The following is a 26991-nucleotide window of genomic DNA, read 5'->3' as shown; positions in this document are numbered from 1 at the left end:
CGGAGCGTACGTTTTGGGTACGTGAGCACCGGAAGGCCCGGCTGAATTCAAGATTCGATGTCGAATCCGCTCCTTAAGAATAATCCTCGTGATCAAAAGGTACTCATTGAACTTCCCTTCCAATCTAGGTTCAATGAGTGACTTTTCAGCACCGAGAAGGTTGGATGAAGCAGGGTCTGAGGAAGCGGAGCGTACGTTTTGGGTACGTGAGCACCGGAAGGCCCGGCTGAATTCAAGATTCGATGTCGAATCCGCTCCTTAAGAATATTCCTCGTGATCAAAAGGTACTCATTGAACTTCCTCTAGTAGGGGAGGAGGAGGAGGATATGTATGAACGGAAATACTGCAACCCAACTATCACACCGATCAAGAATGCCCCCATGTCCCGGTAAAATCGTACCGGAATCCTTGATTCCATAAGCCCGCTTATAAGCCGATTGAATCAAGTCCCCCATCTGTCCGACCACAGCCGCTATAATTCCCAAAGCGATAGCTCGTCCAACCGACAGCAACCCTCCGGAAGCAAGTGCGAAAATAACGGCAGCCAGCACCGATAACACGATGCCGCCGATCGCTCCTTCCACCGTCTTGTTCGGGCTGATCGCTGGCCAGAGCTTGTTCTTCCCAAATCTGCGTCCGACAAAATAAGCCCCGGCATCACTGCTCCAGATCGAAATCAGCAGCAGGAAGGTCCAGAACAAGCCTTGACCATCCTGCGTATTTCGGGTTGCTACGATCGAAGAGAAACCGATGCCGATATACACCATTCCCAAGAACAGTAAGGACACCGTAGCGATCGGAATCTCATTCTTCGTGATCACCGTAACGACCAGCAATAATAGCATCAGCAGAGCAAATACGCGCATCAGCTCCCAAGGCATCTCGAGCCCGAGCGGTCCCCATGGGAAAAGGGCATAGAGTACACCCAGATAGCCTAGTATGGCAGGCACACTGAAAGAAGGCAACTGTATCATTCGTACAAACTCATAGAAACCAATCAAGGCCATGAGCAAAATTAATAGATGAAAACTAATTCCGCCGAGCAAGCAAAGCCCGAGGAAGAAGCCTCCCGCTACAATTCCCGTGATCAATCGTTGTTTCACTGGTCTGCACCACCCCTCTTCACTTGGATAACCCGCCGTACCGGCGTGTTCGCCGTTGAAATTCTGCTACTGCAGCGAATAAATGCTCACGTCCGAAATCAGGCCAATACAAATCCGTGAACCATAGCTCACTATAGGCGGTCTGCCACAGCATGAAATTGCTAAGTCTAAGCTCTCCGCTCGTCCGGATCAATAGATCCGGGTCCGGCAGACCGGAAGACAACAGCCTGGACTGAATCATCTCTTCAGTGATATCCTCAGCAGAGATTTCACCTGCCTGCACACTGTGGGCAAGCTCCTTCACACTCTCTGTAATTTCTCGTCTACTCCCGTAATTCAGAGCGAAGTTCAAAATAAGTCCTGTGTTATTCTTGGTCCTCTCAATCGCTTCCTTCATCGCAGCGATCGTATGATCAGGAAGCTCCTTCGTATAGCCCATCATACGGATTCGTACATTCTTCTGCACTAGTTCATCCAATTCCAAAGCCAGAAACTCTTGTGGAATAGCCATCAGATAGTCTACTTCTTCCTTAGGACGTTTCCAATTCTCTGTAGAGAACGCATATAGCGTCAAGACAGATATGCCTAATTCATCGGCTGCTATGGTAGCCCGTTTTACAGCCTTCATCCCGCTACGGTGGCCCATATTCCGCGGCATTCCCCGTTTACGCGCCCAGCGCCCGTTACCATCCATAATGATCGCAACGTGCTCGGGAATATTGTTCTCTAAGAGATCTGCAACAGACAGATTCTCAGATGACGCGGGTCTATCCCCTTTTTTCCACCAGGATTGAAATAGCTTGATCATTTCTTTTCCTCCAGTAGGTGATGAAAAAGAGACAAAACCCCACCGTAATTGGAGGGGCCGCTTTTCGTCTCTTAAACTTCCATGATCTCTTTTTCTTTAGCTGCAAGCACTCTGTCCACTTCCGCGATATATTTATCAGTCATTTTTTGAATGTCATCCTGATGTCTACGAGATTCATCCTCGGAAATGTCCGTTTTTTCAAGTTTCTTAATGTCATCATTAGCATCGCGGCGAATATTGCGGATGGCGACTTTGGATTCTTCCCCGTACTTCTTGGTCATCTTCACCAGCTCAACCCGGCGTTCCTCGGTCAGCGGCGGAATCGACAACCGGATGTTGGTGCCATCATTAGCAGGCGTTAAGCCCAAATCCGATTTCATGATCGCCCGTTCGATGTCGGACAATGATGATTTATCCCAAGGCTGGATCATCAAGGTACGGGAATCCGGCGTATTGATGTTAGCCAATTGGTTCAGCGGAGTCAGCGACCCGTAATATTCTACTTGAATGCGGTCTAGCAACGCTGGAGTTGCTCGGCCTGCGCGTAGAGTAGCAAGATCTCTTTTCAGCGCCTGAATGGCCTTTTCCATGCGTTCTTCAGCATGCTTCTTGATCGTTCCTGGCATTAATCTACACTCCCTTTGACGATCGTCCCGATTTTCTCACCCAGGACGACGCGCTTAATATTACCTTGTTCTGTAATAGCAAACACGATGAGCGGAATGTTATTGTCCATGCAAAGCGATGAAGCTGTAGAATCCATTACGCCCAGGTTCTTGTTAAGTACCTCAAGATAAGTCAGGACTTCAAATTTCTCAGCTGTCGGATCTACGAATGGATCCGCCGAGTACACTCCATCCACCTTGTTCTTAGCCATCAGAATGACTTCAGCTTCAATCTCTGCTGCGCGAAGAGCTGCTGTCGTATCTGTTGAGAAGAATGGGTTCCCCGTACCAGCTGCGAATATAACGACGCGGCCTTTCTCCAGGTGGCGAATCGCTCTGCGACGAATATACGGTTCAGCGATTTGCTGCATCGCAATCGAAGTCTGAACCCGGGTTGGCACATCGATCTGCTCCAATGCATCCTGCAGAGCCAGTGAATTCATGACCGTAGCTAGCATGCCCATATAATCGGCCGTCGCCCGGTCGATCCCTTTGGCACTGCCGGCGATGCCGCGCCAAATGTTGCCGCCACCGCATACGATCGCTACTTCCACACCAAGCTCGACAACTTCCTTCACCTGTTCAGCGATCGAAGAAATCGTCTCCCCATCAATACCATATCCATTCTGGCCGGCGAGCGATTCACCGCTGACTTTCAAGACAATACGTTTATAAACTGGCTGTTTCAAATGCATACCCTCCACAATCATCCTTCATGAGGCATCGTATATACCCTGTCCACACTCAGCTCAAAGGATATATACGCGCTCTCACGCAGGGCTTAGGTCAAGCCAAACGATATAACCGTTTTGTGTATACGGAAATACCCTTTTGGATTCCATCCTGATCTGATGTTATAAAAGAAGGAACACCGTGTGTTCCCACTTTTGTAATGTAATTCGATTATACTATACGATGCAACGATGCGTTAATTTAGTTCTTAACTTGAGCCATAACTTCTTCTACGAAGTTATCCACTTTTTTCTCCAGACCTTCTCCAAGCTCATAGCGAACGAAACGACGGATCGAGATGTTCTCGCCGATCGTGCTGATCTTCTCGCTTACGAGGTTAGCGATCGTCTTGTCTGGGTCTTTAACGAAAGTTTGCTCAAGCAGGCAGAACTCTTCGTAGTATTTGTTAATGCGGCCTTCAACCATTTTATCAACGATCTTCTCAGGCTTGCCTTCGTTCAAGGCTTGGGCTCGCAGGATTTCCTTTTCCTTCTCGATTTCTTCTTGAGGTACTTCTTCACGACGAACATAGCGAGGGCTCATCGCTGCGATATGCATAGCAATGTCACGAGCAAATTCCTTGAATTGATCGGTCTTAGCTACGAAGTCAGTTTCGCAGTTAATTTCAACCAATACACCGATACGTCCGCCAGCATGGATGTAGGATTCTACAACACCTTCGGTAGCGATACGGCCTGCTTTGTTAGCAGCAGCAGCCAGACCTTTTTCACGAAGCAATTCAATTGCTTTCGTCAGATCATTATTCGCTTCTTCCAAAGCTTTTTTACAATCCAACATCCCTGCGCCAGTTTTTTCACGTAGTTCTTTTACCAATTTTGCATCAACAGCCATTGTTTATTACCCTCCATATCGATTTAAGCAGATAGTTTGATAAAGCTTCCTTTAAAAAAAGGGTAGCGAGAGGTTTAACACCTACTAACCACCCTTTTTCATTTAATTTATCATTTCCCTATAAAAGCTGAATTAAGCTGTAGTCTCTTCGCCTTGGTTAGCTTCGATAACAGCGTCAGCCATTTTGCTAGTAAGCAATTTAACTGCACGGATCGCATCGTCGTTACCAGGAATTACATAATCGATTTCGTCCGGATCGCAGTTTGTATCAACGATACCTACGATTGGGATACCGAGTTTACGAGCTTCAGCAACAGCGATACGCTCTTTGCGAGGATCGATGATGAACAGCGCGCTAGGCAAGCCCTTCATGTTCTTGATCCCGCCGAGGAATTTCTCAAGACGATCTTTCTCTTTGCGAAGGATTATAACTTCCTTCTTAGGCAATACAGTGAAAGTTCCGTCTTCTTCCCAAGTTTCAAGCAGTTTCAAGCGGTCGATCCGCTTTTGAATCGTTTGGAAGTTGGTCAGAGTTCCGCCGAGCCAACGTTGGTTAATGTAGAATTGACCAGCGCGTTCAGCTTCTTCTTTAACAGAGTCTTGAGCTTGCTTCTTAGTACCTACGAACAGGATTGTTCCGTTCTCACCAGCGATGCCCTTAACGAAGTTATAAGCCTCTTCCACTTTCTTGACTGTCTTTTGCAAGTCAATGATGTAAATTCCGTTTCTTTCAGTGAAGATATATTTGTCCATTTTCGGATTCCAACGACGTGTTTGGTGTCCGAAGTGTACCCCTGCTTCAAGCAGTTGTTTCATGGAGATTACTGCCATCTTCACGCACCTCCTAAGTTTGGTTTTTTTGATGCTTCCTCCGCCAACGTCATTTCCCGCCAAGACTCCCCATGAGTTGTACCCATGATAGGAGCACCCTTCGCGAAATCAGTCAGCGTGCGTTATAACACCGTCAATTAATATACCATAAGTAAAATGTGGATGCAACAAATCGCTGCAGCTTTTCTCGAAAAAATGCACTTCATGCAAAAAGCTCCCTACATTCAGGAGCTTCTTCAATAAATAGAATGATTGACTTTAGGGTTGTCACTTTTTAGGAGCGATGATCTTATCGATAATCGAATCATAATCCTCTCCAACCTGGAAGGAATAGGTGCCAGTACGTATTTTAGCGTTGATTTTGCGCGCCCTGGCTTTCTTAAGGAACCCTTCCTTATCATCGATAACCCCCTTTTTATAGAGCCCGTCAGCGACATTGGTCAATGTATTTCCATAAGTAATCTTATACTGTACTTCAGCGGCCTCCGGTTTGTCTGGCTCCTTGGGGCTGTCCGTCTCGGGCTTCTTAGGCTCAGCTGTCTTGGAGACATCGCCCGCCTGGTCTCCCCCCGCAGCTGGAGCAGCAGGAGTCTCCGGCTCGGCAGGAGCCTCCGCCTTCTCTGCCTCAGGATCAGTCCCCGGCTTCGATGCCTGATCAGCATCTTCAGCTTGTCCTGTCTGCGCAGACTTCGCTTCCCATTCTTCTTCTGTAAGCAGCTCCTGATCATGCTCGACGACCTTCAGATTGAGCAGCTCGGCTGCCTGTTCAACCTGTTCCTTCGTCCATAGCTTCTTGCTGCCGCCCTGGGAGAACGTCATAAGCTGGAGCAGCAGTGCTCCGACAATCAGGCCAATCCCAAGTCCCATCATGAAATGACGATTCTTGAACATCAGGCTTCCTCCCTCTTGGCTAGCTGGAGAATAAGCTGAACCTCTCCACGCGGAATACCGAGGGATTTAGCGATTGAATCCATCGATTTGCCTCTAGCGTATAATTCGAACAACTGCGGATAACGGTCCCGCACCGTCTCAGAGACTTCTGGCTCTGGCTCCACTTCAACGATCGGCTCCGACTCTGGAGCAAGCTCCTGTGCCACAGCCGCCTCATTCGCCGCATCATCCCACTGAACCTGTACATCTTCAGCCGGGAGCGTCTGAACAGGGGCAGCTGGGGGCGCCTCTGCGCTGGAAGCCGGGACATCAACTTGTCCCGTCGAAGGATGAAACTCCCGAGCTGATTGCTCTATCCCAATGACCCGCTGTCTTAGTTCCGCAATCTGCTCCTGCTGCGCCAGCTGCTTAGAGACAAAATCCTGCTTCATTTGCGATACAAGCTCAATGAGTTCGTTATTCTCTTGTTCGATATCTGACATAAAATGCTCTAAGGTTGCTTCCAACTCATGATTCGCACCAGCCTTCGCCTGCGCAGCCGATTTCCGCTCGGGAAGAAACAGGGCATATACGAGCGCTGCCAATCCAAGGAGCACGATGTAGAACCACGGATCACTTAATGACAATGTTACCCTCACCTTTTTGCTGTAAAAATAATAGTTTTCTTATATATAATTCCAGTCTATCTATTATAAAGACAAATCTATATGATGCCCTTTATATGGATGCTCCGCCGGCTTCTCTTTCTCACTCTCATCCTGATGCTCGCTTGATGATTCGCCCTGCTGCTGTCCAGCAGCCGATCCCTCATCACGCTTCACCTGTGAGCTAAGTGCGCCTTCATCCACCTCGGTGCTGCGTTGTCTCTGGAGTTCACTTTCCTTGATATTCTGAGCTGATAGCAAGCTTTGGTCGATCTGAGGCCTATGTTGTCCCTCGTGCTGTACACGTCCTGCTTCACTAGTCCGTGGAACCGCAATTTGCAACTCAATAGGTTTCAAATCCATGGGATCGCCTCTCTTCCTCTAAATATAAGGTGACATCGTAATATCCCCTTCACTATAGTAGAAAGACATGCGCGAGATCGGATCTTTTATGTATTTCGTATAACGTCCAATAACGACCCTTGACCCGCCGTATATCATTTTCAGCACATCCACACGAGCCTTGCCCGTATCTTCCAGAGCCTTCTCAATATCGAGTATCCGTTCCTTAATATCGTTGATTTCCTGGAGGTTTGATTTCTTAGTCAGTCCGAGCTTCGAGCGCATCGCCACTTTATCCGGCGTCAGCCTGCCCATAGATGCCAATTGATCGAGCAGAGTCAGCGCTTTATCCGTCTTGTCCATATTGACCATAATATCTTTAATCTGCTGCCTTAAAATCTGCAGCTCATTACGAAGCTCCGGCACTACACCAACTTCTATCGAGGTAGTGGTCGACATCGGATTTCCGATGATACGCGCAACGACCCGCTCGCCAGCCTGAATAGTCCCCCCGACGATAAGGCCTTTGGAACCGTTGCAGATCACGTCTCTGGCAGCGCGAATATTCGAATGCATGATGCTCTGTGTAGCGATTACATCTTCACCAGCGATCACATTAGCATCCTGGATGAAAGAGCCCTTCACATTATGACCGGCTTTAATAAGGCCTTTGTTATAACCGATGATTCCTCCGGTTACCTCTACCGTGCCGTCCGCATACAGCTCTGCTCCTTCAACTCCGCCGACGACGCGAATATCACCGGAGGCCGTTACTTTGAAGCCTGTAAGAACGTTTCCACGAATCACGACGGTTCCGACAAAATCGATATTGCCGGTGCTATAATCAACATCCCCATTGACTTCATATACCGGGAATACATTGATCTTGCCTTTATCCGTCTGCGTGATCAAGCCATCTATAGCTGCATACATCGCCGTCTGTTCCGGGTTCAGCACTACATTCCTACCCACCTTGAATCTAGCTGCTTTGCCTTCCTTATAAGGAATCGGTTCACCGGTGATCGCCATCCCCTGCTTACCAGGAACCGGCGGGATCAGCTCTGCAATCATCTGCCCCTTGCGGACATTGTTAAGACGCATCACATCTTTATAGTCCACTTTGCCATCCTCTGACTCCGCCGGTCTCATACGCTGATCATCATCAAGCGAAATATAATACTTGATCCTTCCATCCTTACCCTGCTGCGACTCTTCACCGATCGCAATCGGAGTCTTACTATAGAAGTACTCTTTCGGGTTCACAACGAAGCGCTTAACAATATCGTGCTGGATTCCGTATTTAACGCCCTCACTGCGCAGATAATGCAGCAGGGCATCCTCCGTGCAGCTAAATTCCTCTTCTTTCTTCAGAAATTGCAAATAGGCAACTGTCTTGTCCTCATTGATACTAACTCCGAGAATTTGTCCCAAATCACCTGAATAGTCCATTAGCCGCTCCTCTCCGAAATCCATTTACCCTGTGGAAAATGACATTTCTCAATCATTACACATGAGCAAATCCCGCTGCTTTTCCAGTGTTCCGCGAAGTCTTAGGATCGCCTTGGAATGAAGCTGTGATATACGCGAAGGAGATAATGACATCACCTCCGCGATCTCACTTAATGATAAATCTTCATAGTACAACAAAGAGACAACCGTCCGTTCCTTCTCAGTCAACTTCTCGATCCCTTTTGTAAGCGAATCCTTCAAAAAGAACTCCCGTACCTTATAATCCGGGTTTTTAGCCTTCTCGTCAACGAGTAATGTAAGTCTTGTCTCAGATTCTTCTTCCCGAATCGGGTCTTCGAGAGAGCAAAGCGTCATAACTGCTACTTCTTGAAGCATCGTTTGAAACTCTTTCTCACTTATGTTTAAATACTCACTCATTTCCGCATCCGTTACCGAACGCAGATATTGCTGCTCCAGATGCTGATAGCCTTCTTCTATTTTTTTGGCCTTTTCTCTGACGGAACGAGGAACCCAGTCGCCTTGCCGAAGCCCGTCCAGTATCGCTCCTCTTACTCTCCATGAAGCATAGGTTTCAAACTGAAGTCCACGTTTGTAGTCGAATTTCTCGACCGCATCGATCAATCCCATAACCCCATTACTGAACAAATCATCCTTAGAGACGTTCTTCGGCAAACCGACGGCAAGACGTCCCGAAACGTAGTCAACTATATGCAGATATTGCTCGATAAGCTGTTTCTTTGCCTCTAAATCGCTATGTTCTTTCCAACGCTCCCAAACATCAGCATAACTCAGAGTGGATGCCTTCCGCTCGTGCATTTGCCCTCACCCTCCTTATTGTTCTGTCAGGTGACGAACGACTTTCGCTAACTCCTCAGGAGCTTTATCGTCAGTAGTCTTCACTAATCTTGGCGGATTAAGCGGTGTGAACTCTTGCTCCGATAAGTCTCCCTCCGGGGTCTGCTTCAATAAGTCACCGATCTCCTCACTCTCATCAGGAGTCGTTAAATCCAAATTGCCACCTTTCTCTGGTTCCGCAGCCAGCGCCGCTTCCTCCTGAGTCTCTACATCCGGCGGAAGTTCCTTGAGGAAGTTGATCATCCAGCTTCCCGCCCAGGACAGGGCGAACCATACCGCGAACGCCACGATCGACCGGATCAGGCTTGTAGCGAACAGATTATTGCCTGCGGAAACCGCGTAAGTGATCAAAAAGCCGATAAAGCCAAACAATAAAAAATAACGGATTTTTCCTGCCATAGCTTACAGTTCCTTTACACCCTTTTGTACACTTCGTATAAATAAAGTGCCCGTCTCACAATCCAATTCAATCGTACGCCCATAATTTCCACCCGTGTCTTCTGCAATTAACGGTATCCCCAGTTCCTGCAATTTCGCTTTGCAGGCCTCCACATTTCTCGGTCCAATCCGCATCGTATCCGTAGCCCTGGCAAAAGTGAACATTTGCGCTCCCCCCGCCATCTTGGCGACAAGACGACTCTTACAAGCTCCCAGAGCCAGCACTTCCTCCAGCAGCTTAGGCACTGCCGTGTCAGCATACTTCGCTACGTTCAGCGCTCCCTCCCGGGCAATCTCAGAGGAAGGAAGCATCACATGCGCCAGACCCGCTACCTTCTTCAACGGATCATGCAATGTTAACCCTACACAGGAGCCAAGACCGGTTGTCCGGATCAGTCCATGCCCGGAAATGACATTCAAATCGGCCATGCCGACCTTGACAACCCGTTGCTCATCAATCATGTTCCAACGGTACTCCCAACGCGGCGAATATTTTAGCGAAAGATTCCGGGTCCGGGATAAGGAAAAACTGGCCTTCAACTTCATGCTGGCCTTCAATAAAAGTCGTATCGATCAAGAGGGCGGAGTCGCCCATTTCTCCGAATTGCAGCAGACCATAGCTGAGAATAGCTCCAGCCATATCCAACGCAAGAGCAGGTACTGTCGGCGTCATCTGCAGGGATGTAAAATCGGCCAACGAGGATAGATATGAACCTGCCAGGATATTGCCGATTTCCGAGAGAGCGGACCATTCCATTTCAGAGAAGCTGTCTTCGCCCTCAACCTCGAAGCCTGCTAATCGATGCAATAGCTTCTTGGCAGCCTCCGGAGATTGAATGAAGAACAGATTGCCAGGAGCATCCCCCTCCACCCGGAGGAAGATAGCCAGCACAACCTGCTCCGCACCGCCTACTTGTTCCGATATCGCCTCGAACGGAAGCATCTGTACTTTGGGAACCGCCATGTCGATCGGCTTGTTCAGCAAGCGAGAAAGGGCCGTAGCCGCATTTCCCGCTCCGATATTGCCGACCTCCTTAAGCACATCCATTTTGAACTCTTCCATATGATTGAATAAGTCCACAGGCTTAACCCTCTAAACTTTCCAACTGAATAATCTCGCTGCGATTCAATACTTCAGACAGGTTCAGCATCACTAACAGGCGCTCTTCAGAAATACGGGCTACTCCTCGCAAATATTTAGCTTTGACCCCGCCTACCACATCGGGTGGAGTATCGATAATATCGCTATTAATGTCGATGACATCATTCGCGGAATCCACGATGAAGCCGACCTCCATATCGTTCGCAGTGACGATAATAATCCGGCTCTGATCGGTATATTCGCTCTCTGGCAGTCCGAAGCGGCCGCGCAGATCAATGACAGGGATGACTACCCCGCGCAGATTAATGACGCCCTTGACGAATGAGAACGTCTTGGGAACGCGAGTAATCGGCATCATACGTTCGATCGTCTGTACCTTGTCCACCTCGATACCGTATTCCTCTTCACCCAGCTTAAATACGATTACTTTCAATTCCTCTCCCATGGAAATTCCTCCTTAAATAATGGCTGAACTACCTCCTGACCTTTTGAACTACCTCTTATTTAATGAAGGCGTTCGGATCAATGATCAGGGCAACCTGGCCATCTCCCAGAATAGTTGCTCCTGCAATCCCCTGTATGGCCGGAAGATATTTACCCAGGTTCTTAATAACAATTTCACTCTGACCGATGAAGTCTTCAACGCTGACCGCAGCCAGGCGATCCCCCTTGCGAACGACGACGATCTCGGATTCTTCCTCCGCATTCTCATCGTAATCCGGTACATCGAACAGGCTCGCCAGCGATAACAGCGGAATATGCGCATCCCGGTACGGAATCATCGTGTAGCCATGAACCTGACGGATCTGGCTACGTTGAATAAGTCCGGTCTCCACGATCGACGATAATGGAATCGCATATTTCTCAGCGCCGACCTTGATCAGCATCGCAGAGATGATCGATAAAGTAAGCGGAAGTTGAACGGAGAACTTCGTCCCTTTGCCCAGCTTGGATTCTACTGATACGACACCGCTGAGGGACTCGATCTTCGTCTTGACGACATCCAGCCCGACGCCACGGCCCGAAATATCGGAGACCACCTCGGCAGTACTGAAGCCTGAAGCGAACAGCAGCATGAAGACCTCTTCGTCCTTCATCGCAGCCCCTTCGCTCTCAGTCACTACGCCCTTGGAGATCGCCTTCTTCAGAATCTTGTCACGATCGATACCGTGACCGTCATCCTCGATTTCGATAAACACATGATTCCCGCTGTGGAAGGCCCGTAGGTTGACCGTACCGGTCTCCGGCTTCCCGGCAGCAATCCGTTCCGATGTGGATTCGACGCCATGGTCAACCGCATTACGCAGCAAGTGAACGAGCGGATCACCGATCTCATCGATTACTGTACGGTCCAGCTCGGTCTCAGCCCCGGTAATGATCAAATCAATCTTCTTATCCAACGATTTGGCCAGGTCGCGCACCATCCGTGGGAATCGGTTGAATACCGTATCGATCTGCACCATTCTTAGCTTGAGCACGATGTTCTGCAAGTCGCTACCGACCCGGCTCATATGCTCTACAGTCTCGATCAAATCCGACCGTCTCACTTCACTGGCCAGTTGTTCCAGACGCGCACGGTCAATCAGCCATTCGCTCAGCAGGTTCATCAGCACATCCAGCCGGTCGATATCAACGCGGATGGTTCGCGAAGGCATCGCTGAACCGTGATGATGAGCAGCCGCCTTCTTCTGCTCCGCCTTGGCTGGTGCTGCGTCCTTGCCTTCAGCCTTCTTCTGCTCCGGTTCAGCTGCGACTGTTGCTGCGGCTTCCTTGGGGGCGGAGGCAAGCTGCTCCAGCGTCTCATGATCGAGCTGCGTTACATCCGCAGATTCGATTTCTGAGAGATTCATAATCATACTCTGCAGCTCATCGGCTTCCTTCTGAGTTATGTAATACAACGAGAAGCTACGGTCGAATTTCTCCTGCTCAATATCCTGCACTGAAGGATTCGACTTAACGATATCGCCATAACGCTCCAGCAGGTCAAAGACCATATACGCTCTCGCCGCTTTGAGCTGGCTGTCCTCACGAATGCTTACATTGATATACAGAACACTATGACCTTCACTGATCGACTGTTCCAATACAGAATACTGGTATTGGTCAAGGCTGATCCCGGCGCTGCTGGCAGCCTGTTCAGCAGCTGGCGCTGCTGCGCTGGTCTCCGCCGCACCGCCCGATGCGAAATCACCCCGCACGATCGACTGCAATGAAGCTACGATCGAACTGACGTCAGACTTGCCTTCACCGCCTTCAGTAATGTCCTCCACCATATCTTGCAGGGCATCGAGAGCTTTGAATAGCGTATCGAAGATAAAATCCTGCATCTTCAGCTTTTCATTACGAACCAGATCGAGCACATTTTCCATCTGATGGGTTAAGGACGACAGATCCTCAAACCCCATCGTAGCCGCCATCCCTTTAAGGGTATGAGCTGACCTGAAGATAACTTGTACGATCCCGATATCATCGGGGGCTTGCTCCAACTCTAGCATATTTTCGTTTAATGCTTGCAAATGATCATTCGACTCATCGATAAACATGGATAAATATTGGTTCATGTCCATGGTGAGGCACCTCCTTCGAGATTCCGTTATTTCACAATCTGTACAAGCTTAGGACCAACCTGCTCCAGCGACAAGACTTGACTGACGCAGCCCAGTTCGATGGCCGACCGAGGCATGCCATAGACGACACAGGACTCTTCGCTCTCCGCAATGGTCGATGTAACGCCTGCATCGTAGAGACGCTTCATCGCCCTTGCGCCATCGCTCCCCATCCCGGTCAGCAGCACGAGATGCCTCTTCAGACCCTGCAGCGGCAAGAGCGATTCGAACATCACATCGACCGATGGCCGGTGCCCGTTGCGGGCCTCGAAGTGCGAGAGGGCTATCTGATAGCCTCCCCCTACCCGAGGTACCACCTGCATATGCAGCCCGCCAGGAGCTACATAAGCGCTGCCCGGGAGCAGTTCCATCCCAGCTTCGGCCTCCATAACATTCAAGGCGCTTAAAGTATTTAAGCGCTGAGCCAGAGACTTCGTAAAATTGGGCGGCATATGCTGCACGATGATGATCGGAGCTGGAAAGTCGGCCGGAAGCTTCTCCAGCACCGCTTTTAATGCTTTTGGTCCACCGGTGGAAGTACCGATGGCCACCAGATCGGTATAACCGGTCTTCGCTCGGGTCAGCAGCCGCTCCAAATCCACTGGCTCCTGCTTCGGCAATGAAGACTTCGGCAGTTTGCTCTCCTTCGTCACCTTCGCAGGCCCTGGTTTCACCGGAGCTTCCTTCGAGGCGGCTACCGGGGCAATTAACTGCTGCGGAAGCTCCGCTGGCTCTGGAGTCGCTATCGTCAATTCACTACTCTTCACGAAGGCTGGCTTCTGAGGACCCTTCTGCCTAGCCGAAGCTGCTGGCTTGTCAGCGCGGTTGCCAGCTACCGGCTTGGAACCCGGCTTAACCTTAGCCGTGCTATCTGGCTTGCCTGCCGTCCGCCGCTCCAGTTCAGGCTTCGGCTGCCGGCTTGGCGGAGCGGCCGGGATCTCCGGCAGCGGCGGCATTGCTTCCTGAAGCTTCGCCTCGAGCGCCGCCTGTCTAAGCTCCCGTCTCTCCTTGGCCAGCATCGCTGCCTTCATCTGTTCCCGCAATTCCTTACCGACCTGCCCGATATCATACGAGCTCGTCGAGGCCGATGGCTTGCGGATAAAGTCGAAGGCGCCCAGCTCCAGGGCCATGATCGTCTCTCGCATTCCCTCTTCGTTAATGCCAGAGAGCATGATTACGGGCAGAGGATGCTCCTTCATAATCACTTTTAAGGATTCCAGTCCGTTCATTTCCGGCATTTCAACATCCATCGTGACCAAATCCGGCTTGAGCTCTGCTACCTTCTCAATCGCTTCGCGTCCGTTAGTGGCTGTGGCCACGACTTGAAATGACGAGTCCAGCTCAATCAAATCGGATATAATCTTGCGCATGAATCCCGAATCGTCAACCACCATCACCCGATAAGACATTTCTCGCATCCCGCATCCACCTTCTGCTTCTTTTTCAGAATCATTTATCACGTCTTAACCACCTATGCATAAATCCCTTGATTCCTGATAAAGTATCACTCGGTTTATTCTGTGGAACATTCAAATACGTCATTGCGAGGCGCTGAATATCACGCGCAGCTGCACTTGCGGGAAAAGCCGTAATAAATGGAGCCTGTTTTTTTACTGCCTGCATTACATGAGTGTCATCCCTCAAATAACCCAGCATCGGAATATCCATTTCAAGAAACTTGTGTGAGACTAGTGAAATTTTATCGGCCACCTGCCGGGCTTCAGCCTCACCGTTTACCCTGTTCACCACCAGCCGGAAATTGACTTGCTCGTCCAGGCCATGCACCACCTTGATCAACGCATAAGCATCGGTGATTGAAGTTGGCTCCGGTGTAGTTACAACCAGACATTCGTCCGCCGCAGTAATAAATTTCAATGTTTCCTTGGAAAGTCCGGCTCCTGTATCAAAAATAATAAAATCCATTTCTTCGGCCATACTCTCAATCTGTGATGTGAAATAATTGAGATCAGCCTCCGATAAAGTAAATAGATCCGCCAAGCCCGAGCCCCCCGCGATGAAGGGCAGCCCCAGCGTCCCTAGCTCGACAATTTCCGAAATATCCCTCTCGCCCCTTAGTAAATGATAGAGGCTGTATTTCGGCCTAGCTCCCATGAGTACATCAATGTTGGCCATACCGATATCAGCATCGAACACCAGAACTTTTCGGCCTAGTAATTTCAAGGCGAGTGCAAAATTGAGGGTAAAGTTGGATTTGCCCACGCCCCCTTTGCCGCTGCTGACTGTCAAGACACGCGCCGAGCGCTGGTTGTTATCAGGTTTCATCGCAGCCCTGTAAGAAGATACTAGCTGTCTTAATGCCTGGGCTTGATCATTCATGACTTGCCAGCTCCCATGACGAGATCGATCATGAACTTGGAATCAGCGACCAGCAGATCATCGGGTACATTCTGGCCATTCGTAATATATGAAATAGCGACCGGGAAATCCTGAAGTAAATTGAACATCGGTCCTACGCTCTCGGTCTCATCCAGCTTCGTGAATATCACCTTCTTCAGCCCGTACCTGCTGAAGTGCTCGGTGATTCTCTCCATATCCTGCGTCTTGGAGGTCAGGCTAAGAACCAGATAAGTCTCGCTGTCCTCTGTTGCGCTGAGCAGACTATGTAATTCCGCTACATGAATTTCATTCAAGTAGTTGCGCCCCGCCGTGTCCATCAGGATGAGATCACAATGCTCCAGCGTCTGCATGGCCCGCTGTACATCGCCCGGCGATTGAACGACCTCGATCGGCACATTCAATATCGAAGCATAGGTTCTAAGCTGCTCGACCGCTGATATCCGGTAAGTATCCGCCGTTATGAAGCCGACCTTCTTATGTGCCCGGAAGATCTGATCCGCCGCCAGCTTGGCGATCGTCGTCGTCTTGCCGACCCCGGTCGGTCCGGCGATATAGACAATGCGCGTATGTTCGCCAATCCCGCCGTCGATCCGGCCCTCCAAAGAGCTGGATACACAGCGCTGCATGTCCTCGACCAGCTCAGCCTCTGATAGCGACTCCTTGGACTCCAGCCATTTGTCATAGACCTTGTCCACCCAGGCTTCAACGAGCTGCGGCGAGAATTCCTTACGCAGCAGGCGCTCTCGGAACACCATAAGCGGCTCGGGCAATTCGCGGCTCTCCTTCTGCTGCTTGGCCAACTGCTCCAGCCAAGCCTTCATTTCACGAATTTCATCCAGCAGCCGTTCTTCCCTAGGGCTTGTTGATGTATATAATCCGGCTGAGGCCGAGGAAGGGCGATGCTCCTCCGTCAGCCTCGGCTCGGGCACCCGGGTCTGGACAGCGACTGCCTCTTCGCGCTGCGCGGATGACACGCTCGCTTCATGGAGAACATCGAAGGCCTTGCTCAGAACCGGATTGTCTGCTTCTGCCGGCAGCCGCGGGCGCTGCTGAGCGCTCCCGCCTGAAGCCGGCGATGATTCACTAGATTTCATATAAACATCCGATACGAAGGATCGCGGCGCCGGCTTAACCGGAGCAGCCGGGACACGACTTGCAGCCTGTCTAGGCGGGCTGGTATCGCTTCCCTCTGAAGCTGCGACGACCTCGATCTTCTTCTTTCGGAACATCCCCATAAAACCGCCGATCTTCATTTCCTTCGTGCTCAGGATGACGGCGTCCGCCCCAAGCTCATCCCGTATTTTCTGCATAGCATCAGGCATCGTATCAACCACATACCGCTTCACTCTCATAAGTTCACCACTCCGACGCTTTGAATTTCAACATTCGGTTCCAGTTCGCTATAGGACAATACCGGTATATCCTGCATACTCCGCTCAATGATCTGTCGCAGATACATACGGATCGTTGGGGACGTCAGCACAATCGGCTGTTGACCGGACTGAATCAAGCGGTTCACCTGCTCGGACAATCTCTGGAAGAGAGTCTGGCTGGAGGCCGGGTCCATTGCAAGATAGCTGCCATGCTCGCTCTGCTGTACGCTCTCGGCGATCTTCTTCTCCAGCGAAGGTCCTACAGTAATGACGCGCATCGTCTCACCCTGCTGCGCATACTGCTGAGTAATCTGACGGGACAGCGCCTGTCTGACATATTCGGTCAGAATCTCTGGGTCCTTCGTATAGGTTCCGTAGTCAGCCAAGGTCTCGAAGATCGTCACCAGATCGCGGATCGATATTTTCTCTCTCAGCAGCTTAGCCAGCACCTTCTGAACCTCGCCTACCGATAATACCGAAGGGATCAATTCATCGACAAGAACCGCATAATTCTCTTTCAAGTTGTCGATTAATGTCTTCGTCTCCTGACGTCCCAGCAATTCATGAGCATGTCCTTTAATCAGCTCGGTCAGATGCGTAGCTACAACGGATGGCGGATCCACAACCGTATACCCCGCCAATTCAGCACGGTCCTTGGTAGCTTCATTAATCCATAAGGCTGGCAGCCCAAAGGCTGGTTCCTTCGTCTCAATCCCTGTGATGGAATCATCATCCATCCCCGGACTCATTGCCAAATAGTGATTAAGTAATAATTCACCACTACCAACGACATTTCCTTTAATTTTAATGACATATTCATTCGGTTTTAGTTGAATATTGTCGCGAATTCGGATAACCGGGACGATCAGACCCATTTCTAATGCACATTGCCGCCTGATCATGATGATCCGGTCGAGCAAATCGCCGCCCTGCGCCGTATCCGCCAGCGGAATCAGCCCGTACCCGAATTCAAATTCAATCGCATCGACCTGGAGCAGGTTGATGACGCTCTCCGGACTGCGAACCTCTTCGATTTGCTGTTCCTCCTCCTCTTGCTCCTGCTCGATCTGCTTCTTATCCATATTCTTCTGCATCCGTCTAGCCGCGATTAGTAAGAAAGCCGCGAACGGTAGCGTTGTCCATGGGCCGATCGGCGTAAATAGCCCGAGCACCGCAATCGTGCCCGCCACAATGTAGATCAGCTTCGGATATGTAAACAGCTGGCTCGTAATATCATCTGCAAGATTTCCTTCCGAAGAAGCGCGCGTAACGATCAAGCCGGACGCCGTTGAAATCAGCAACGCCGGAATCTGGCTCACCAGACCGTCACCGATTGTTAACAAGGAGTAAGTCCCTAATGCCGTCTGAAAATCCATCTTATGTATCGTCATCCCGATAATAAATCCGCCGATCAAATTGATCAGCAGGATAATAATACTGGCGATCGCATCACCTTTGACGAATTTACTGGCACCGTCCATCGCTCCGTAGAAATCCGCCTCGCGTTCGATCTTGCGGCGGCGCTCGCGGGCCTGCTGCTCATTGATCAGACCCGCGTTAAGGTCAGCATCGATACTCATCTGCTTCCCTGGCATAGCGTCCAGGGTAAAGCGGGCGGCCACTTCCGCAACCCGTTCCGAGCCCTTGGTAATAACGATAAACTGCACGACAACCAGAATCAGGAAGACGACAAAACCGACAACCGGTTCCCCTTGGGCAACCCAGGAACCGAATGTAGCAACCACATGGCCGGCTTTGGCCTGCCCCAGAATCAATTTGGTCGTCGATACGTTGAGCGAGAGCCGGAACAGAGTCGTGATCAGCAACATCGCCGGGAAGATGGAGAATTGTAGTGCTTCCTTCGTAGTCATCGCTACCAGCAAAATCGTAAGTGAGAGCGATATATTAATAATCAGAAGAATGTCCAGCAGCCATGTCGGGATGGGAACGATCATCAATAGAACGATACCGATTACCCCTAATAATATGAATAGATCCTTGAACTTCTTCACCGGTCTTCCTCCGATCCCGAGCTTATTTCACTTTACCTTGTAATCTATATACATACGCCAGCACTTCAGCTACGGCCTGGAATAGATCCGCAGGAATGGAGTCGCCAATTTCTGTTCTATGGAAAAGGGCGCGTGCCAGCGGCTTGTTTTCCATCGTAATTACGCCATGTTCCTTGGCAATCTCCTTAATACGCAGAGCTACATAATCCTGCCCTTTAGCTATAACCCTCGGTGCATCCATCTGCGTTCCATCATACTTGAGCGCTACAGCAAAGTGCGTCGGGTTCGTAATAATGACGTCCGCCTTCGGCACTTCCTGCATCATCCGCTGCAGGGCCATCCGTCTTTGTCGCTCGCGGATTTTCCCCTTGACGAGCGGATCGCCCTCCATTTTCTTATATTCATCCTTAATGTCCTGCTTGGACATTTTCAGGCCTTTCTCATGTTCGTATTTCTGATAAATATAGTCCAGAACTGCAAGCACAAACAGAGCTGAGGCAATCTTCAAGCCGAGATTCATCGTCAATTTCGCGGTAAACTGAAAGGCATCCTGAACCGAGAGATGACCGAGCGCTGAAATTTGATCTCTGGCTCCCCAAATCGTGGAATACACGAGAAAGCCGATAATACACAGCTTCAATATCGATTTGAGAAATTGAACGAGCGAGCGCATCGAGAAAATATTTTTGAAGCCCTTGATCGGATCGATCTTGCTGAACTTCATTTTCAACGGATCACCGGTTAACAGGAAACCGACCTGCGCATAATTGACGATGATCGCCATGACGATCGCAACCAGGAATATCGGGGCCAGCGTTAACAGAATCTGAATAGCGTAATCCGTGAACATGATCATTACATTTTCTCTCGTCACATTCATCAACAATCGATGATGGAACACATCCGAGAACATATACACAATCCGTTCCCTCATGTATCCGCCAAAGATAAGCAGGCTCAGGAATGCAGAGAGCAGAATGGCCGCTCCTGATAAGTCCTGGCTTTTTGCGACTTGCCCTTTCTTTCTTGCATCCTGCTTCTTCTTTGGAGTCGCTTTCTCTGTCTTTTCACCGGAAAACAACTGCAAATCCAGCTTTAACCGATACGCCACCTTCGATTTTCCCCCTTACTTCGGCACCTCTCCGATGGTAGCAAATAAATTATGCAGCGCCTTGAACATCACTTCAAACAAATGCTCGAACGCATAGATGAAGCTGGGAATCAGGAGAAGCAGCATCACCAGACCAACGAGGATCTTGAGCGGGATGCCGATAACAAACACATTGAATTGAGGCGCTGTGCGAGCCAGAAACCCGAGCGCTACATCCGTCAGGAATAAGGCCACTACGAGCGGTGCAGCCATTTGAAAAGCGAGTGTAAACGCTTGGCTGAACGTCGTAATTAGAAATTCTGACAGATTGCCATTATAAATTCTCTGAAATACATCATTGGATAGCGGAATCCAGTTATAGCTGCGAATCACCGCATCCAGCAAATAGTGATGGCCGTTCATGCTGAAAAATATCAGCGTCGCAAACACATACTTCAGATTACCAAGTACAGGGACGCTTGTACCCGAAATCGGGTCAAGCACGTTAACGATCCCGAACCCGATCTGAATATCGATGAAAGAGCCTGCCATCTGAATCACCATGAACATCAAGGTGGCCACATAGCCCATTAAGAGGCCGACCAAAATTTCGCGAATCACGACCAGTAAATAACTGAGGTCGCTCGGTATTACCTGATTCGTGCCTTGAATCAGCAAGATGAAGACGGCGATGATGGCTGACAATCCGATCTTGTAGCTATTCGGTACGCCGCGGGATGAAAAGATCGGTGAAACTACAAAAAAGGCTGTCATTCGACAAAAAATCAACATGTAAATTGAAGCACTTTGCAAAATAATGTCCATGATCGTCTCGGCCTAACTGATATAATTGGCTAGATTGTTCAATATCCCATAGGTGAAATCAAGCAGAGTTGATAGAATCCATGGTCCGAATATGAGCAAGCTGATTAGAATGGCCACGATTTTTGGAATAAAGGCCAGCGTCTGCTCCTGAATCTGCGTCGTCGCCTGAAATATACTGACGATAAGCCCGACCAGGAGGCCGATCAGAAGCATCGGCGCGCTAACCTTCAGAACGGTATACACGGCTTGTCCGGCCAAACCGATAATAAATTCCGAACTCATCAACCGTCCCCCCTCTTTTACTCGTATACCAGGCGGGATTCACTCCCAGCCACTGCCGTAAGTGCGGTAATCTATGAAATCTTGCTATGTAACGAAGCTGGTCAATAGCGACTTGATGACCAAATACCATCCGTCGACTAGAACGAACAGCAATATCTTGAACGGCAGCGAGATCATGACCGGAGGAAGCATCATCATCCCCATCCCCATGAGGACGCTGGCAACTACGATATCGATGATCAGAAACGGGATATATATCAGGAAGCCCATCTGAAACGCAGTCTTCAACTCACTGATCGCAAAAGCTGGCACCATAACGCTTATCGGGATATCCTCGTATTTCTCCGGCTTAGCCGTCTTCGTATAGCTCATGAATAATTGCAGATCCTTCGGACGGGTATGCGAGTACATGAATTTCTTCATGGGTACAGCTGCCTTGTCCAGCGCCTCTGTCTGTGAAATTTCACCCTTCATATAGGGCTGTAGAGCTACCTCATTGATCGTCGTCAAGGTGGGACTCATTACAAATAGTGTTAAAAAAAGCGCCAGCCCGACCAATACCTGGTTAGGGGGCATCTGCTGTGTTCCAAGTGAGTTACGTACAAAACCAAGCACAATCACAATTCTCGTAAAGCTGGTCATCAGAACTAGGATCGCCGGAGCGATGCTTATGACCGTAATGAGTAAAATGATCGATAAAGAGCTTGTACTCGGTTCGCCTTCGGAATTCCCGATCTGAATGTTCACATTCGGAATCGGATCGGTCGGAGCGGCGGAAGCCACAGTCACAGCAAAGATGCTCAAGAGCATCAATGCCAAGCTTATAATCATAACTTTGTTCTTCATGAATCCCTCAACCGATCTGTAGATTGTTGCTGCTGATCCTCCAGCAGCTCCTGCATTTGCCGTTTACGGCTCGGCATCTTCTGCAGCTGGGCATGAAACAGTTCGTGAAAATCAGATTCATCCAGCTCTTCTTCCTGCTGCACGTTCTGTTTACGGAAGCGGGAGACGAGCCCAGAAAAGACTGAAGCAAATCCGGCAAACTCCGTCCCCTCTTCTTCAAATGCTTGCTGCAAAAGCATCACATCTTCAGGGTCTTTAATTTTATCGACCATGGAGATGTTCTCGCCTACACCCACCAAATAAATACTGCCGCCGATTTCAATAACCTGCAGCGATTTATTCGGTCCCAGACCGATAGCTCCCAGTGTACGGATCGATCGACTTTGCGACAAATAGCGGTTCTTCCTGCCTAGAAAACGGATTAATACAATGATTAACACTATAATGGCGGCCAGAACAAGGACAACTGTAATTAAATTTTGCCAAAGGTTGAAATCGCCGCCTGGTAACTGGGAATCCGTCTGTGCCAAAAGCATACTAGATACCTATATTCCCAAAGTTTTATTGATCGCTTCGATAACCCGATCAGATTGGAATGGTTTGACGATGAAGTCCTTGGCTCCGGCTTGGATCGCGTCGATAACCATCGCTTGTTGGCCCATAGCCGAGCACATGATTACTTTCGCATTCGGATCGATCTGTTTAATTTCCTTAAGTGCTGCGATGCCGTCCATTTCCGGCATGGTAATGTCCATAGTTACTAGATCGGGATGTAATTCCTTATATTTTTCGATAGCCTGTGCCCCATCCTGGGCTTCACCGACAACCTCGAACCCGTTCTTCGTTAAAATATCACGGACCATCATTCTCATAAATGCTGCATCGTCTACGATAAGAATTCGGTTTGCCATTGATTTAAAATCCTCCCTAAGCTCTACTTATTGTAAATTTTGTATTCGATCCCATTGGCTAACGATATCTGTGACACGAACGCCAAAGTTTTCATCGATGACCACAACTTCACCTTTCGCGATCAGCTTGTTGTTCACCAGAATGTCCACTGGTTCGCCGGCAAGCTTGTCAAGCTCGATAATCGAGCCTTGCGACAATTCCAAGATATCCTTAATTTGCTTTTGGGTCCTCCCTAATTCTACGGTGACTTTAAGGGGAATGTCCATCAGTAAGTTCAAATTATTTTCGTCGATATGACCTAAAGCTGGATTCCCAAAGTTAGCGAACTGCACCGGTTGAACATTCAGATGACGACCTGGCACTCCTCCGAAATGCTGTGGTTCAGCCATCGGCCGTTCCTGCGGCGGATAATAGTACCCCTGCTGCTGTGGCATCGGCTCAGACGGCATCTGTGGCATCTGCGCCGCTGGCGGTGCCGTATATGTAGGAGCTGGTGGCTCTTGGACTGGCGCTGGCGGTTCATAAGCAGGTGCTGGCGGTGCCGGCGGTGCTGCGGCGGCGGCAGTCTCCTGCTTAGCCGGTTCAGACACAGAGCTGTTGATCAGGCTCTCCACCATCTCTTTGGCGAATTTCACGGTCAGCAGTTGCATGATCGTCGAGTCGATCAGATCGCCGATCGTAAGCCGAAATGATACCTTGATTAATATCTCATCCCCCGGCAGGCTGTTCACTCCAGTGCCGCTGGACATATTCAGAATATCGATACCTGGCGGCGAGATGTTCACGAACCGATTGAAGATAGTCGACATCGATGTCGCCGACGACCCCATCATCTGGTTCATCGCTTCCTGAACCGCACTAATGTGAATATCGTTCAATTCTTCGTCCGCCGGATTCCCATCTCCGCCCAGCATCAGATCAGCTATAACCTGCGCATCCCGGGTTTTGATGACTAAAGAATTCATTCCTTCAAATCCGTCAACATACTGTACATGTACAGCAACATGCGGTTTCGGGAACTCGGACTCAAATTCCGAACGTTTTATAATGGATACCTTAGGGGTCGTTATATCGACCTTCTTGCTCAACAGTGTGGACAACGCAGTGGCCGCACTTCCAAACGTAATATTACCGATTTCGCCCAGCGCATCCTGCTCCAGCGGGGTCAGATAATCCGATACGGTTGGCTCCGAGGCTGTATCCTGATTAGCCTGCTTCAGCAAGGCGTCAATCTCTTCCTGGGATAAATAATCTTTACTCGTCAAGCTCCTCAACTCCTTCGCTGACAATTTCATCAATTTGAACAGCTACCCGATCCTTCAGGGTTCCCGGGCTGCCGATATATTTCAATCTCTCTCCGACACGGATCGCTAACCCTTGATCGACCGACTTATTCAGTGAGATCACATCACCTACGGACAATTCCAGGAACTCCCGCACAGTAATATTCGACTCACCCAGCTCGGCGATGATCGGCAGATTGGCCTTGCTGACCCGGTTGCGCAGTGCATCGACTTCCTCTGGAACACGGGATTTCTTCTGTGACACGAACCAGTGATGAACCGACAGCTTCGGCATAATCGGCTCGATGACCACATGCGGAATACATAGATTGATCATTCCGGAAGTATCGCCGATCTTCGTGCTCAATGAAATCAGTGCGATCGTCTCGTTAGGCGACACAATCTGCATAAACTGCGGGTTCGTCTCCAGCCCCTCCATCCGAGGCTGAATATCGATTACAGTCTTCCATGCCTCCTGCAGGCTATCGAATGCCCGGCTGAAGATCCGCTCCATAATAATCGTCTCGATCTCGGTTAATGATCCGATCTTGGACGGAGCGACCCCCATACCTCCTAGCAATCTGTCCAGCATAGCAAAGGCGACGTTAGGATGAACCTCCAGCACCATTCTGCCTTCCAGCGGTTCCGCTTCAAAAATGTTAAGGATCGTCATCTTCGGTATTGAACGAATAAACTCATCATAAGGTAGCTGTTCAACCTGTACCACGTTGATCTGCACAAAAGTGCGGAGCTGCGCCGAAAAATAGGTGGTAAGATATCGGGCAAAATTTTCATGAATACGGGTCAAGCTGCGAATATGATCCTTTGAGAACCGGACGGCCCGCTTAAAATCATAGGATCTTATTTTCTTCTGTGTTTCTTCCTTCTTCAATTCCTCGGCATCCATTTCGCCCGAAGATAGAGCCGCAAGCAATGCATCAATCTCATTTTGCGATAGTACATCTACCAAACCTCTCACCCCCTCAAGAAAAGTAATCTATCAATATCAACTAGTAGTGGTAGTCAGCGAACCTATATTAGTAGATAGGTTGCATAATAAAATTAGTGATATCGATCTGAACTAACTTCCCTTCTGGCAGTGATTTGTTGATCAAATTCAGCAGCTTGGAGCTCAGATTATCCTTGCCCTTTGCCCCGGTCAATTCATCCGGTTTGGTGTCTGCCAAAGTTTTGATAATGATCGGTTTCACTTTAAAATCCTTGATCTTGTCAAAAGCTTCCTTCGTCATCGCCGTGTCGAGCTGGAACGCGAAATCCATGCCGACAACATAGCTTGGGTCCGACAAATTCGTCTTGATGCCTTCGATTGTGGAAGTTACCGATACAATTTCATCCGCAGAAAAATTTTTGGGAACCGCTACATCGCTGACTGCCTGCTTCACTTCACTGCCCCGGTCAGAATTCGTAAGTTGATTCATAAGCAGGAAGGCGGCCAGCACGATCAGTGTGATTGCCAGCAAAATTGTAATGAGCCAAGGCGCCATCTTCTTCATGACCATTCCTCCGTCTGTTGCACTTTAATGGTTGCTGCGTGGATGCCGATTTCACTGTAATACTCCTTCACCATGGAAATGATCTCGGCCGCCTTCTCCAGCACTATAATACGCTTACCAGTAACCAAGGTTACGTATGTATCAGGTGTTTCCTCTACGGCCTCAATCATCAGGGCGTTAAGCCACATCTGCGAGCCGTTCAATTTCGTAACAGAAATCATTATTAACCTCCCGTCTTAACAACAGTAAGTCGTCTGCATTCTCCCTGAGCTTGCCACACAGACCTCAATAGCGGGAGGGGGGAAGCCCTCCCCCGCTAACTGTTAGGCTTATCGTTTCAGGTTAACGACTTCCTGCAGCACTTCATCAGAAGTCGTAATAATCCGGGAGTTCGCCTGGAATCCGCGCTGCGCTACAATCATCTCTGTGAATTCGCCAGTTAAATCGACATTGGACATTTCGAGCTGTCCTGCGACAATAGAGCCTGTACCAGCCTCGGTATTATTCGCAGTAGTCGGTTCAAGCCCGCCATCGCCAATCGCGTTCAGCGTCACCCGATACAGATTGCCGCCGATCTTCTCAAGCCCTTCCGGGTTAATTACCTTGGCAAGCCCGATTTGTGCGCCCGCTTCCGTCTCACCGGTACTCATCTTCTGGATGATCGTTCCGTCTGCAGCGATCGAGAAGGCTGTTACATCCTCACCGATCGGTTCGAGAACCTCACCTCCGGCATCACATACAAGCAAGCCGTCGGAGGTAACCAGCTGACGAGCGGCATCCAGGTGGAAATCCCCTGCTCTTGTCAGGAAAGGAACCTCTTGATCACCGGATAATTTTACAAGGAAGAATCCATCCCCATCGATCCGTAAATCAAGCGGATTATTCGTCGTCATCGCGCTGCCGCCCGTGTGTATCGTATCGATCGATCCGATGGATACGCCGAGGCCGATTTGCTTGGCATTCACACCGCCGCTCTCACCCTCTGCAGGTGCGGTAACACCGGAGACGGTCTGACTCATAATATCCTTGAACATAACTCGTCCAGACTTAAAACCAACGGTATTAACGTTGGCGATGTTATTACCGATTACGTCAAGCTTCGTTTGAAACCCGCGCATCCCGGACACGCCAGAGTACATTGATCTTAACATTTGCTC

Annotated in this window: 31 protein-coding genes; all 31 read right to left on the bottom strand. The window is 49.5% G+C overall.

Annotated features, from left to right (window positions below):
* Nucleotides 1-302: 302 nt before the first annotated feature.
* The 31 genes from BFJ94_RS03785 to flgG all read right to left on the bottom strand — a co-directional run bounded on the left by BFJ94_RS03785 (nt 303) and on the right by flgG (nt 26985).
* Entirely contained in the window at nt 303-1103 is an 801-nt protein-coding gene (locus BFJ94_RS03785) for a phosphatidate cytidylyltransferase (protein ID WP_120461351.1), read from the bottom strand.
* Between the two features lie 19 nt (nt 1104-1122).
* Complete coding sequence (gene uppS / locus BFJ94_RS03780; RefSeq protein ID WP_120461349.1) at nt 1123-1911, bottom strand: undecaprenyl pyrophosphate synthase; 789 nt, start codon at nt 1909-1911, stop codon at nt 1123-1125.
* 71 nt (nt 1912-1982) lie between these two features.
* A complete protein-coding gene (gene frr, locus BFJ94_RS03775; protein WP_120461347.1) occupies nt 1983-2537 on the bottom strand; it encodes a ribosome recycling factor in 555 nt (184 codons plus the stop codon).
* Complete coding sequence (gene pyrH, locus BFJ94_RS03770) at nt 2537-3265, bottom strand: UMP kinase (protein WP_120461345.1); 729 nt, start codon at nt 3263-3265, stop codon at nt 2537-2539. The genes frr and pyrH overlap by 1 nt, the downstream gene beginning before the upstream one ends.
* Nucleotides 3266-3509: 244 nt before the next feature.
* The gene (tsf, locus tag BFJ94_RS03765; protein ID WP_120461342.1) at nt 3510-4160 is read right to left on the bottom strand and encodes a translation elongation factor Ts; all 651 of its coding nucleotides are present in this window, start codon (nt 4158-4160) and stop codon (nt 3510-3512) included.
* Nucleotides 4161-4292: 132 nt separating this feature from the next.
* Complete coding sequence (gene rpsB / locus BFJ94_RS03760) at nt 4293-4991, bottom strand: 30S ribosomal protein S2 (protein ID WP_120461340.1); 699 nt, start codon at nt 4989-4991, stop codon at nt 4293-4295.
* A 267-nt stretch (nt 4992-5258) separates the two neighbouring features.
* Nucleotides 5259-5882 (bottom strand): hypothetical protein, encoded by a 624-nt coding sequence (locus tag BFJ94_RS03755; protein WP_120461338.1) that lies wholly within the window; start codon nt 5880-5882, stop codon nt 5259-5261.
* Nucleotides 5882-6508: a DUF6115 domain-containing protein gene (locus BFJ94_RS03750; RefSeq protein WP_120461336.1), complete on the bottom strand. Its 627-nt coding sequence runs from the start codon at nt 6506-6508 to the stop codon at nt 5882-5884. Before BFJ94_RS03750 ends, BFJ94_RS03755 begins: the two co-directional genes overlap by 1 nt.
* Nucleotides 6509-6571: 63 nt before the next feature.
* Nucleotides 6572-6889 (bottom strand): hypothetical protein, encoded by a 318-nt coding sequence (locus BFJ94_RS03745; protein WP_120461334.1) that lies wholly within the window; start codon nt 6887-6889, stop codon nt 6572-6574.
* A gap of 18 nt (nt 6890-6907) precedes the next feature.
* Nucleotides 6908-8317: a flagellar assembly protein A gene (locus BFJ94_RS03740; RefSeq protein WP_120461332.1), complete on the bottom strand. Its 1410-nt coding sequence runs from the start codon at nt 8315-8317 to the stop codon at nt 6908-6910.
* Between the two features lie 48 nt (nt 8318-8365).
* Nucleotides 8366-9154, bottom strand: a complete 789-nt coding sequence (locus BFJ94_RS03735) for a FliA/WhiG family RNA polymerase sigma factor (RefSeq protein WP_120461330.1) — start codon at nt 9152-9154, stop codon at nt 8366-8368.
* Nucleotides 9155-9169: 15 nt separating this feature from the next.
* On the bottom strand, nt 9170-9592 hold the full coding sequence (locus BFJ94_RS03730; RefSeq protein ID WP_120461328.1) for a hypothetical protein: 423 nt from the start codon (nt 9590-9592) through the stop codon (nt 9170-9172).
* 3 nt (nt 9593-9595) lie between these two features.
* Nucleotides 9596-10093, bottom strand: coding sequence for a chemotaxis protein CheD (locus BFJ94_RS03725; protein ID WP_120461326.1), 498 nt, complete (start codon nt 10091-10093; stop codon nt 9596-9598).
* Nucleotides 10086-10694 (bottom strand): chemotaxis protein CheC, encoded by a 609-nt coding sequence (locus tag BFJ94_RS03720; protein WP_438803687.1) that lies wholly within the window; start codon nt 10692-10694, stop codon nt 10086-10088. The genes BFJ94_RS03725 and BFJ94_RS03720 overlap by 8 nt, the downstream gene beginning before the upstream one ends.
* 22 nt (nt 10695-10716) lie before the next feature.
* Nucleotides 10717-11178 carry a chemotaxis protein CheW gene (locus tag BFJ94_RS03715; protein ID WP_120461322.1) on the bottom strand — a complete coding sequence of 154 codons (462 nt, stop codon included), beginning with the start codon at nt 11176-11178 and terminating at the stop codon, nt 10717-10719.
* A 55-nt stretch (nt 11179-11233) separates the two neighbouring features.
* Nucleotides 11234-13300 (bottom strand): chemotaxis protein CheA, encoded by a 2067-nt coding sequence (locus tag BFJ94_RS03710; RefSeq protein WP_120461320.1) that lies wholly within the window; start codon nt 13298-13300, stop codon nt 11234-11236.
* Nucleotides 13301-13326: 26 nt separating this feature from the next.
* Nucleotides 13327-14748: a protein-glutamate methylesterase/protein-glutamine glutaminase gene (locus tag BFJ94_RS03705; protein WP_120465070.1), complete on the bottom strand. Its 1422-nt coding sequence runs from the start codon at nt 14746-14748 to the stop codon at nt 13327-13329.
* 40 nt (nt 14749-14788) lie between these two features.
* Nucleotides 14789-15676 carry a MinD/ParA family protein gene (locus tag BFJ94_RS03700; RefSeq protein WP_120461318.1) on the bottom strand — a complete coding sequence of 296 codons (888 nt, stop codon included), beginning with the start codon at nt 15674-15676 and terminating at the stop codon, nt 14789-14791.
* On the bottom strand, nt 15673-17049 hold the full coding sequence (gene flhF / locus BFJ94_RS03695; RefSeq protein ID WP_120461316.1) for a flagellar biosynthesis GTPase FlhF: 1377 nt from the start codon (nt 17047-17049) through the stop codon (nt 15673-15675). The genes BFJ94_RS03700 and flhF overlap by 4 nt, the downstream gene beginning before the upstream one ends.
* Entirely contained in the window at nt 17046-19082 is a 2037-nt protein-coding gene (gene flhA, locus BFJ94_RS03690; RefSeq protein ID WP_120461314.1) for a flagellar biosynthesis protein FlhA, read from the bottom strand. The genes flhF and flhA overlap by 4 nt, the downstream gene beginning before the upstream one ends.
* A 22-nt stretch (nt 19083-19104) precedes the next feature.
* Nucleotides 19105-20193, bottom strand: coding sequence for a flagellar biosynthesis protein FlhB (gene flhB / locus BFJ94_RS03685; RefSeq protein WP_120461312.1), 1089 nt, complete (start codon nt 20191-20193; stop codon nt 19105-19107).
* 15 nt (nt 20194-20208) lie between these two features.
* Nucleotides 20209-20997, bottom strand: coding sequence for a flagellar biosynthetic protein FliR (gene fliR, locus BFJ94_RS03680; RefSeq protein WP_120461310.1), 789 nt, complete (start codon nt 20995-20997; stop codon nt 20209-20211).
* Between the two features lie 12 nt (nt 20998-21009).
* Complete coding sequence (gene fliQ / locus BFJ94_RS03675) at nt 21010-21279, bottom strand: flagellar biosynthesis protein FliQ (RefSeq protein ID WP_120461308.1); 270 nt, start codon at nt 21277-21279, stop codon at nt 21010-21012.
* Nucleotides 21280-21363: 84 nt separating this feature from the next.
* Entirely contained in the window at nt 21364-22110 is a 747-nt protein-coding gene (gene fliP, locus BFJ94_RS03670) for a flagellar type III secretion system pore protein FliP (RefSeq protein WP_438803686.1), read from the bottom strand.
* Nucleotides 22111-22121: 11 nt separating this feature from the next.
* Entirely contained in the window at nt 22122-22661 is a 540-nt protein-coding gene (locus BFJ94_RS03665) for a flagellar biosynthetic protein FliO (RefSeq protein WP_120461304.1), read from the bottom strand.
* Between the two features lie 9 nt (nt 22662-22670).
* A complete protein-coding gene (locus BFJ94_RS03660; protein WP_120461302.1) occupies nt 22671-23036 on the bottom strand; it encodes a response regulator in 366 nt (121 codons plus the stop codon).
* Nucleotides 23037-23063: 27 nt separating this feature from the next.
* A complete protein-coding gene (gene fliY / locus BFJ94_RS03655) occupies nt 23064-24302 on the bottom strand; it encodes a flagellar motor switch phosphatase FliY (RefSeq protein ID WP_120461300.1) in 1239 nt (412 codons plus the stop codon).
* The gene (gene fliM / locus BFJ94_RS03650; RefSeq protein WP_120461298.1) at nt 24292-25290 is read right to left on the bottom strand and encodes a flagellar motor switch protein FliM; all 999 of its coding nucleotides are present in this window, start codon (nt 25288-25290) and stop codon (nt 24292-24294) included. The genes fliY and fliM overlap by 11 nt, the downstream gene beginning before the upstream one ends.
* Before the next feature lie 67 nt (nt 25291-25357).
* Nucleotides 25358-25834: a flagellar basal body-associated FliL family protein gene (locus BFJ94_RS03645; RefSeq protein WP_120461296.1), complete on the bottom strand. Its 477-nt coding sequence runs from the start codon at nt 25832-25834 to the stop codon at nt 25358-25360.
* The gene (locus BFJ94_RS03640; protein WP_120461294.1) at nt 25831-26055 is read right to left on the bottom strand and encodes a flagellar FlbD family protein; all 225 of its coding nucleotides are present in this window, start codon (nt 26053-26055) and stop codon (nt 25831-25833) included. The genes BFJ94_RS03645 and BFJ94_RS03640 overlap by 4 nt, the downstream gene beginning before the upstream one ends.
* Before the next feature lie 108 nt (nt 26056-26163).
* The gene (flgG, locus tag BFJ94_RS03635; protein WP_120461292.1) at nt 26164-26985 is read right to left on the bottom strand and encodes a flagellar basal body rod protein FlgG; all 822 of its coding nucleotides are present in this window, start codon (nt 26983-26985) and stop codon (nt 26164-26166) included.
* Nucleotides 26986-26991 lie beyond the last annotated feature (6 nt).

The organism is Paenibacillus aceti, assembly GCF_003614185.1.
In the GTDB taxonomy this organism is placed as follows: domain Bacteria; phylum Bacillota; class Bacilli; order Paenibacillales; family Paenibacillaceae; genus Fontibacillus; species Fontibacillus aceti.
The sequence above is the reverse complement of the archived record's forward strand: the minus strand, read 5'-3'. Positions and strand labels throughout refer to the sequence as shown.

What these genes read in the sequence shown, in the direction of transcription:
- BFJ94_RS03640 (WP_120461294.1), bottom strand. Translation starts at nt 26,055, where the DNA reads ATGATTTCTGTTACGAAATTGAACGGCTCGCAGATGTGGCTTAACGCC.
- rpsB (WP_120461340.1), bottom strand. Translation starts at nt 4,991, where the DNA reads ATGGCAGTAATCTCCATGAAACAACTGCTTGAAGCAGGGGTACACTTC.
- BFJ94_RS03725 (WP_120461326.1), bottom strand. Translation starts at nt 10,093, where the DNA reads ATGATTGATGAGCAACGGGTTGTCAAGGTCGGCATGGCCGATTTGAAT.
- fliR (WP_120461310.1), bottom strand. Translation starts at nt 20,997, where the DNA reads ATGGACATTATTTTGCAAAGTGCTTCAATTTACATGTTGATTTTTTGT.
- fliP (WP_438803686.1), bottom strand. Translation starts at nt 22,110, where the DNA reads ATGATTATAAGCTTGGCATTGATGCTCTTGAGCATCTTTGCTGTGACT.
- fliQ (WP_120461308.1), bottom strand. Translation starts at nt 21,279, where the DNA reads ATGAGTTCGGAATTTATTATCGGTTTGGCCGGACAAGCCGTGTATACC.
- BFJ94_RS03745 (WP_120461334.1), bottom strand. Translation starts at nt 6,889, where the DNA reads ATGGATTTGAAACCTATTGAGTTGCAAATTGCGGTTCCACGGACTAGT.
- uppS (WP_120461349.1), bottom strand. Translation starts at nt 1,911, where the DNA reads ATGATCAAGCTATTTCAATCCTGGTGGAAAAAAGGGGATAGACCCGCG.
- flhF (WP_120461316.1), bottom strand. Translation starts at nt 17,049, where the DNA reads ATGAGAGTGAAGCGGTATGTGGTTGATACGATGCCTGATGCTATGCAG.
- BFJ94_RS03720 (WP_438803687.1), bottom strand. Translation starts at nt 10,694, where the DNA reads ATGGAAGAGTTCAAAATGGATGTGCTTAAGGAGGTCGGCAATATCGGA.
- BFJ94_RS03735 (WP_120461330.1), bottom strand. Translation starts at nt 9,154, where the DNA reads ATGCACGAGCGGAAGGCATCCACTCTGAGTTATGCTGATGTTTGGGAG.
- BFJ94_RS03705 (WP_120465070.1), bottom strand. Translation starts at nt 14,748, where the DNA reads ATGTCTTATCGGGTGATGGTGGTTGACGATTCGGGATTCATGCGCAAG.
- flgG (WP_120461292.1), bottom strand. Translation starts at nt 26,985, where the DNA reads ATGTTAAGATCAATGTACTCTGGCGTGTCCGGGATGCGCGGGTTTCAA.
- BFJ94_RS03755 (WP_120461338.1), bottom strand. Translation starts at nt 5,882, where the DNA reads ATGTTCAAGAATCGTCATTTCATGATGGGACTTGGGATTGGCCTGATT.
- BFJ94_RS03665 (WP_120461304.1), bottom strand. Translation starts at nt 22,661, where the DNA reads ATGCTTTTGGCACAGACGGATTCCCAGTTACCAGGCGGCGATTTCAAC.
- BFJ94_RS03715 (WP_120461322.1), bottom strand. Translation starts at nt 11,178, where the DNA reads ATGGGAGAGGAATTGAAAGTAATCGTATTTAAGCTGGGTGAAGAGGAA.
- BFJ94_RS03660 (WP_120461302.1), bottom strand. Translation starts at nt 23,036, where the DNA reads ATGGCAAACCGAATTCTTATCGTAGACGATGCAGCATTTATGAGAATG.
- BFJ94_RS03730 (WP_120461328.1), bottom strand. Translation starts at nt 9,592, where the DNA reads ATGGCAGGAAAAATCCGTTATTTTTTATTGTTTGGCTTTATCGGCTTT.
- BFJ94_RS03710 (WP_120461320.1), bottom strand. Translation starts at nt 13,300, where the DNA reads ATGGACATGAACCAATATTTATCCATGTTTATCGATGAGTCGAATGAT.
- BFJ94_RS03645 (WP_120461296.1), bottom strand. Translation starts at nt 25,834, where the DNA reads ATGAAGAAGATGGCGCCTTGGCTCATTACAATTTTGCTGGCAATCACA.
- BFJ94_RS03700 (WP_120461318.1), bottom strand. Translation starts at nt 15,676, where the DNA reads ATGAATGATCAAGCCCAGGCATTAAGACAGCTAGTATCTTCTTACAGG.
- tsf (WP_120461342.1), bottom strand. Translation starts at nt 4,160, where the DNA reads ATGGCTGTTGATGCAAAATTGGTAAAAGAACTACGTGAAAAAACTGGC.
- BFJ94_RS03740 (WP_120461332.1), bottom strand. Translation starts at nt 8,317, where the DNA reads ATGGACTATTCAGGTGATTTGGGACAAATTCTCGGAGTTAGTATCAAT.
- frr (WP_120461347.1), bottom strand. Translation starts at nt 2,537, where the DNA reads ATGCCAGGAACGATCAAGAAGCATGCTGAAGAACGCATGGAAAAGGCC.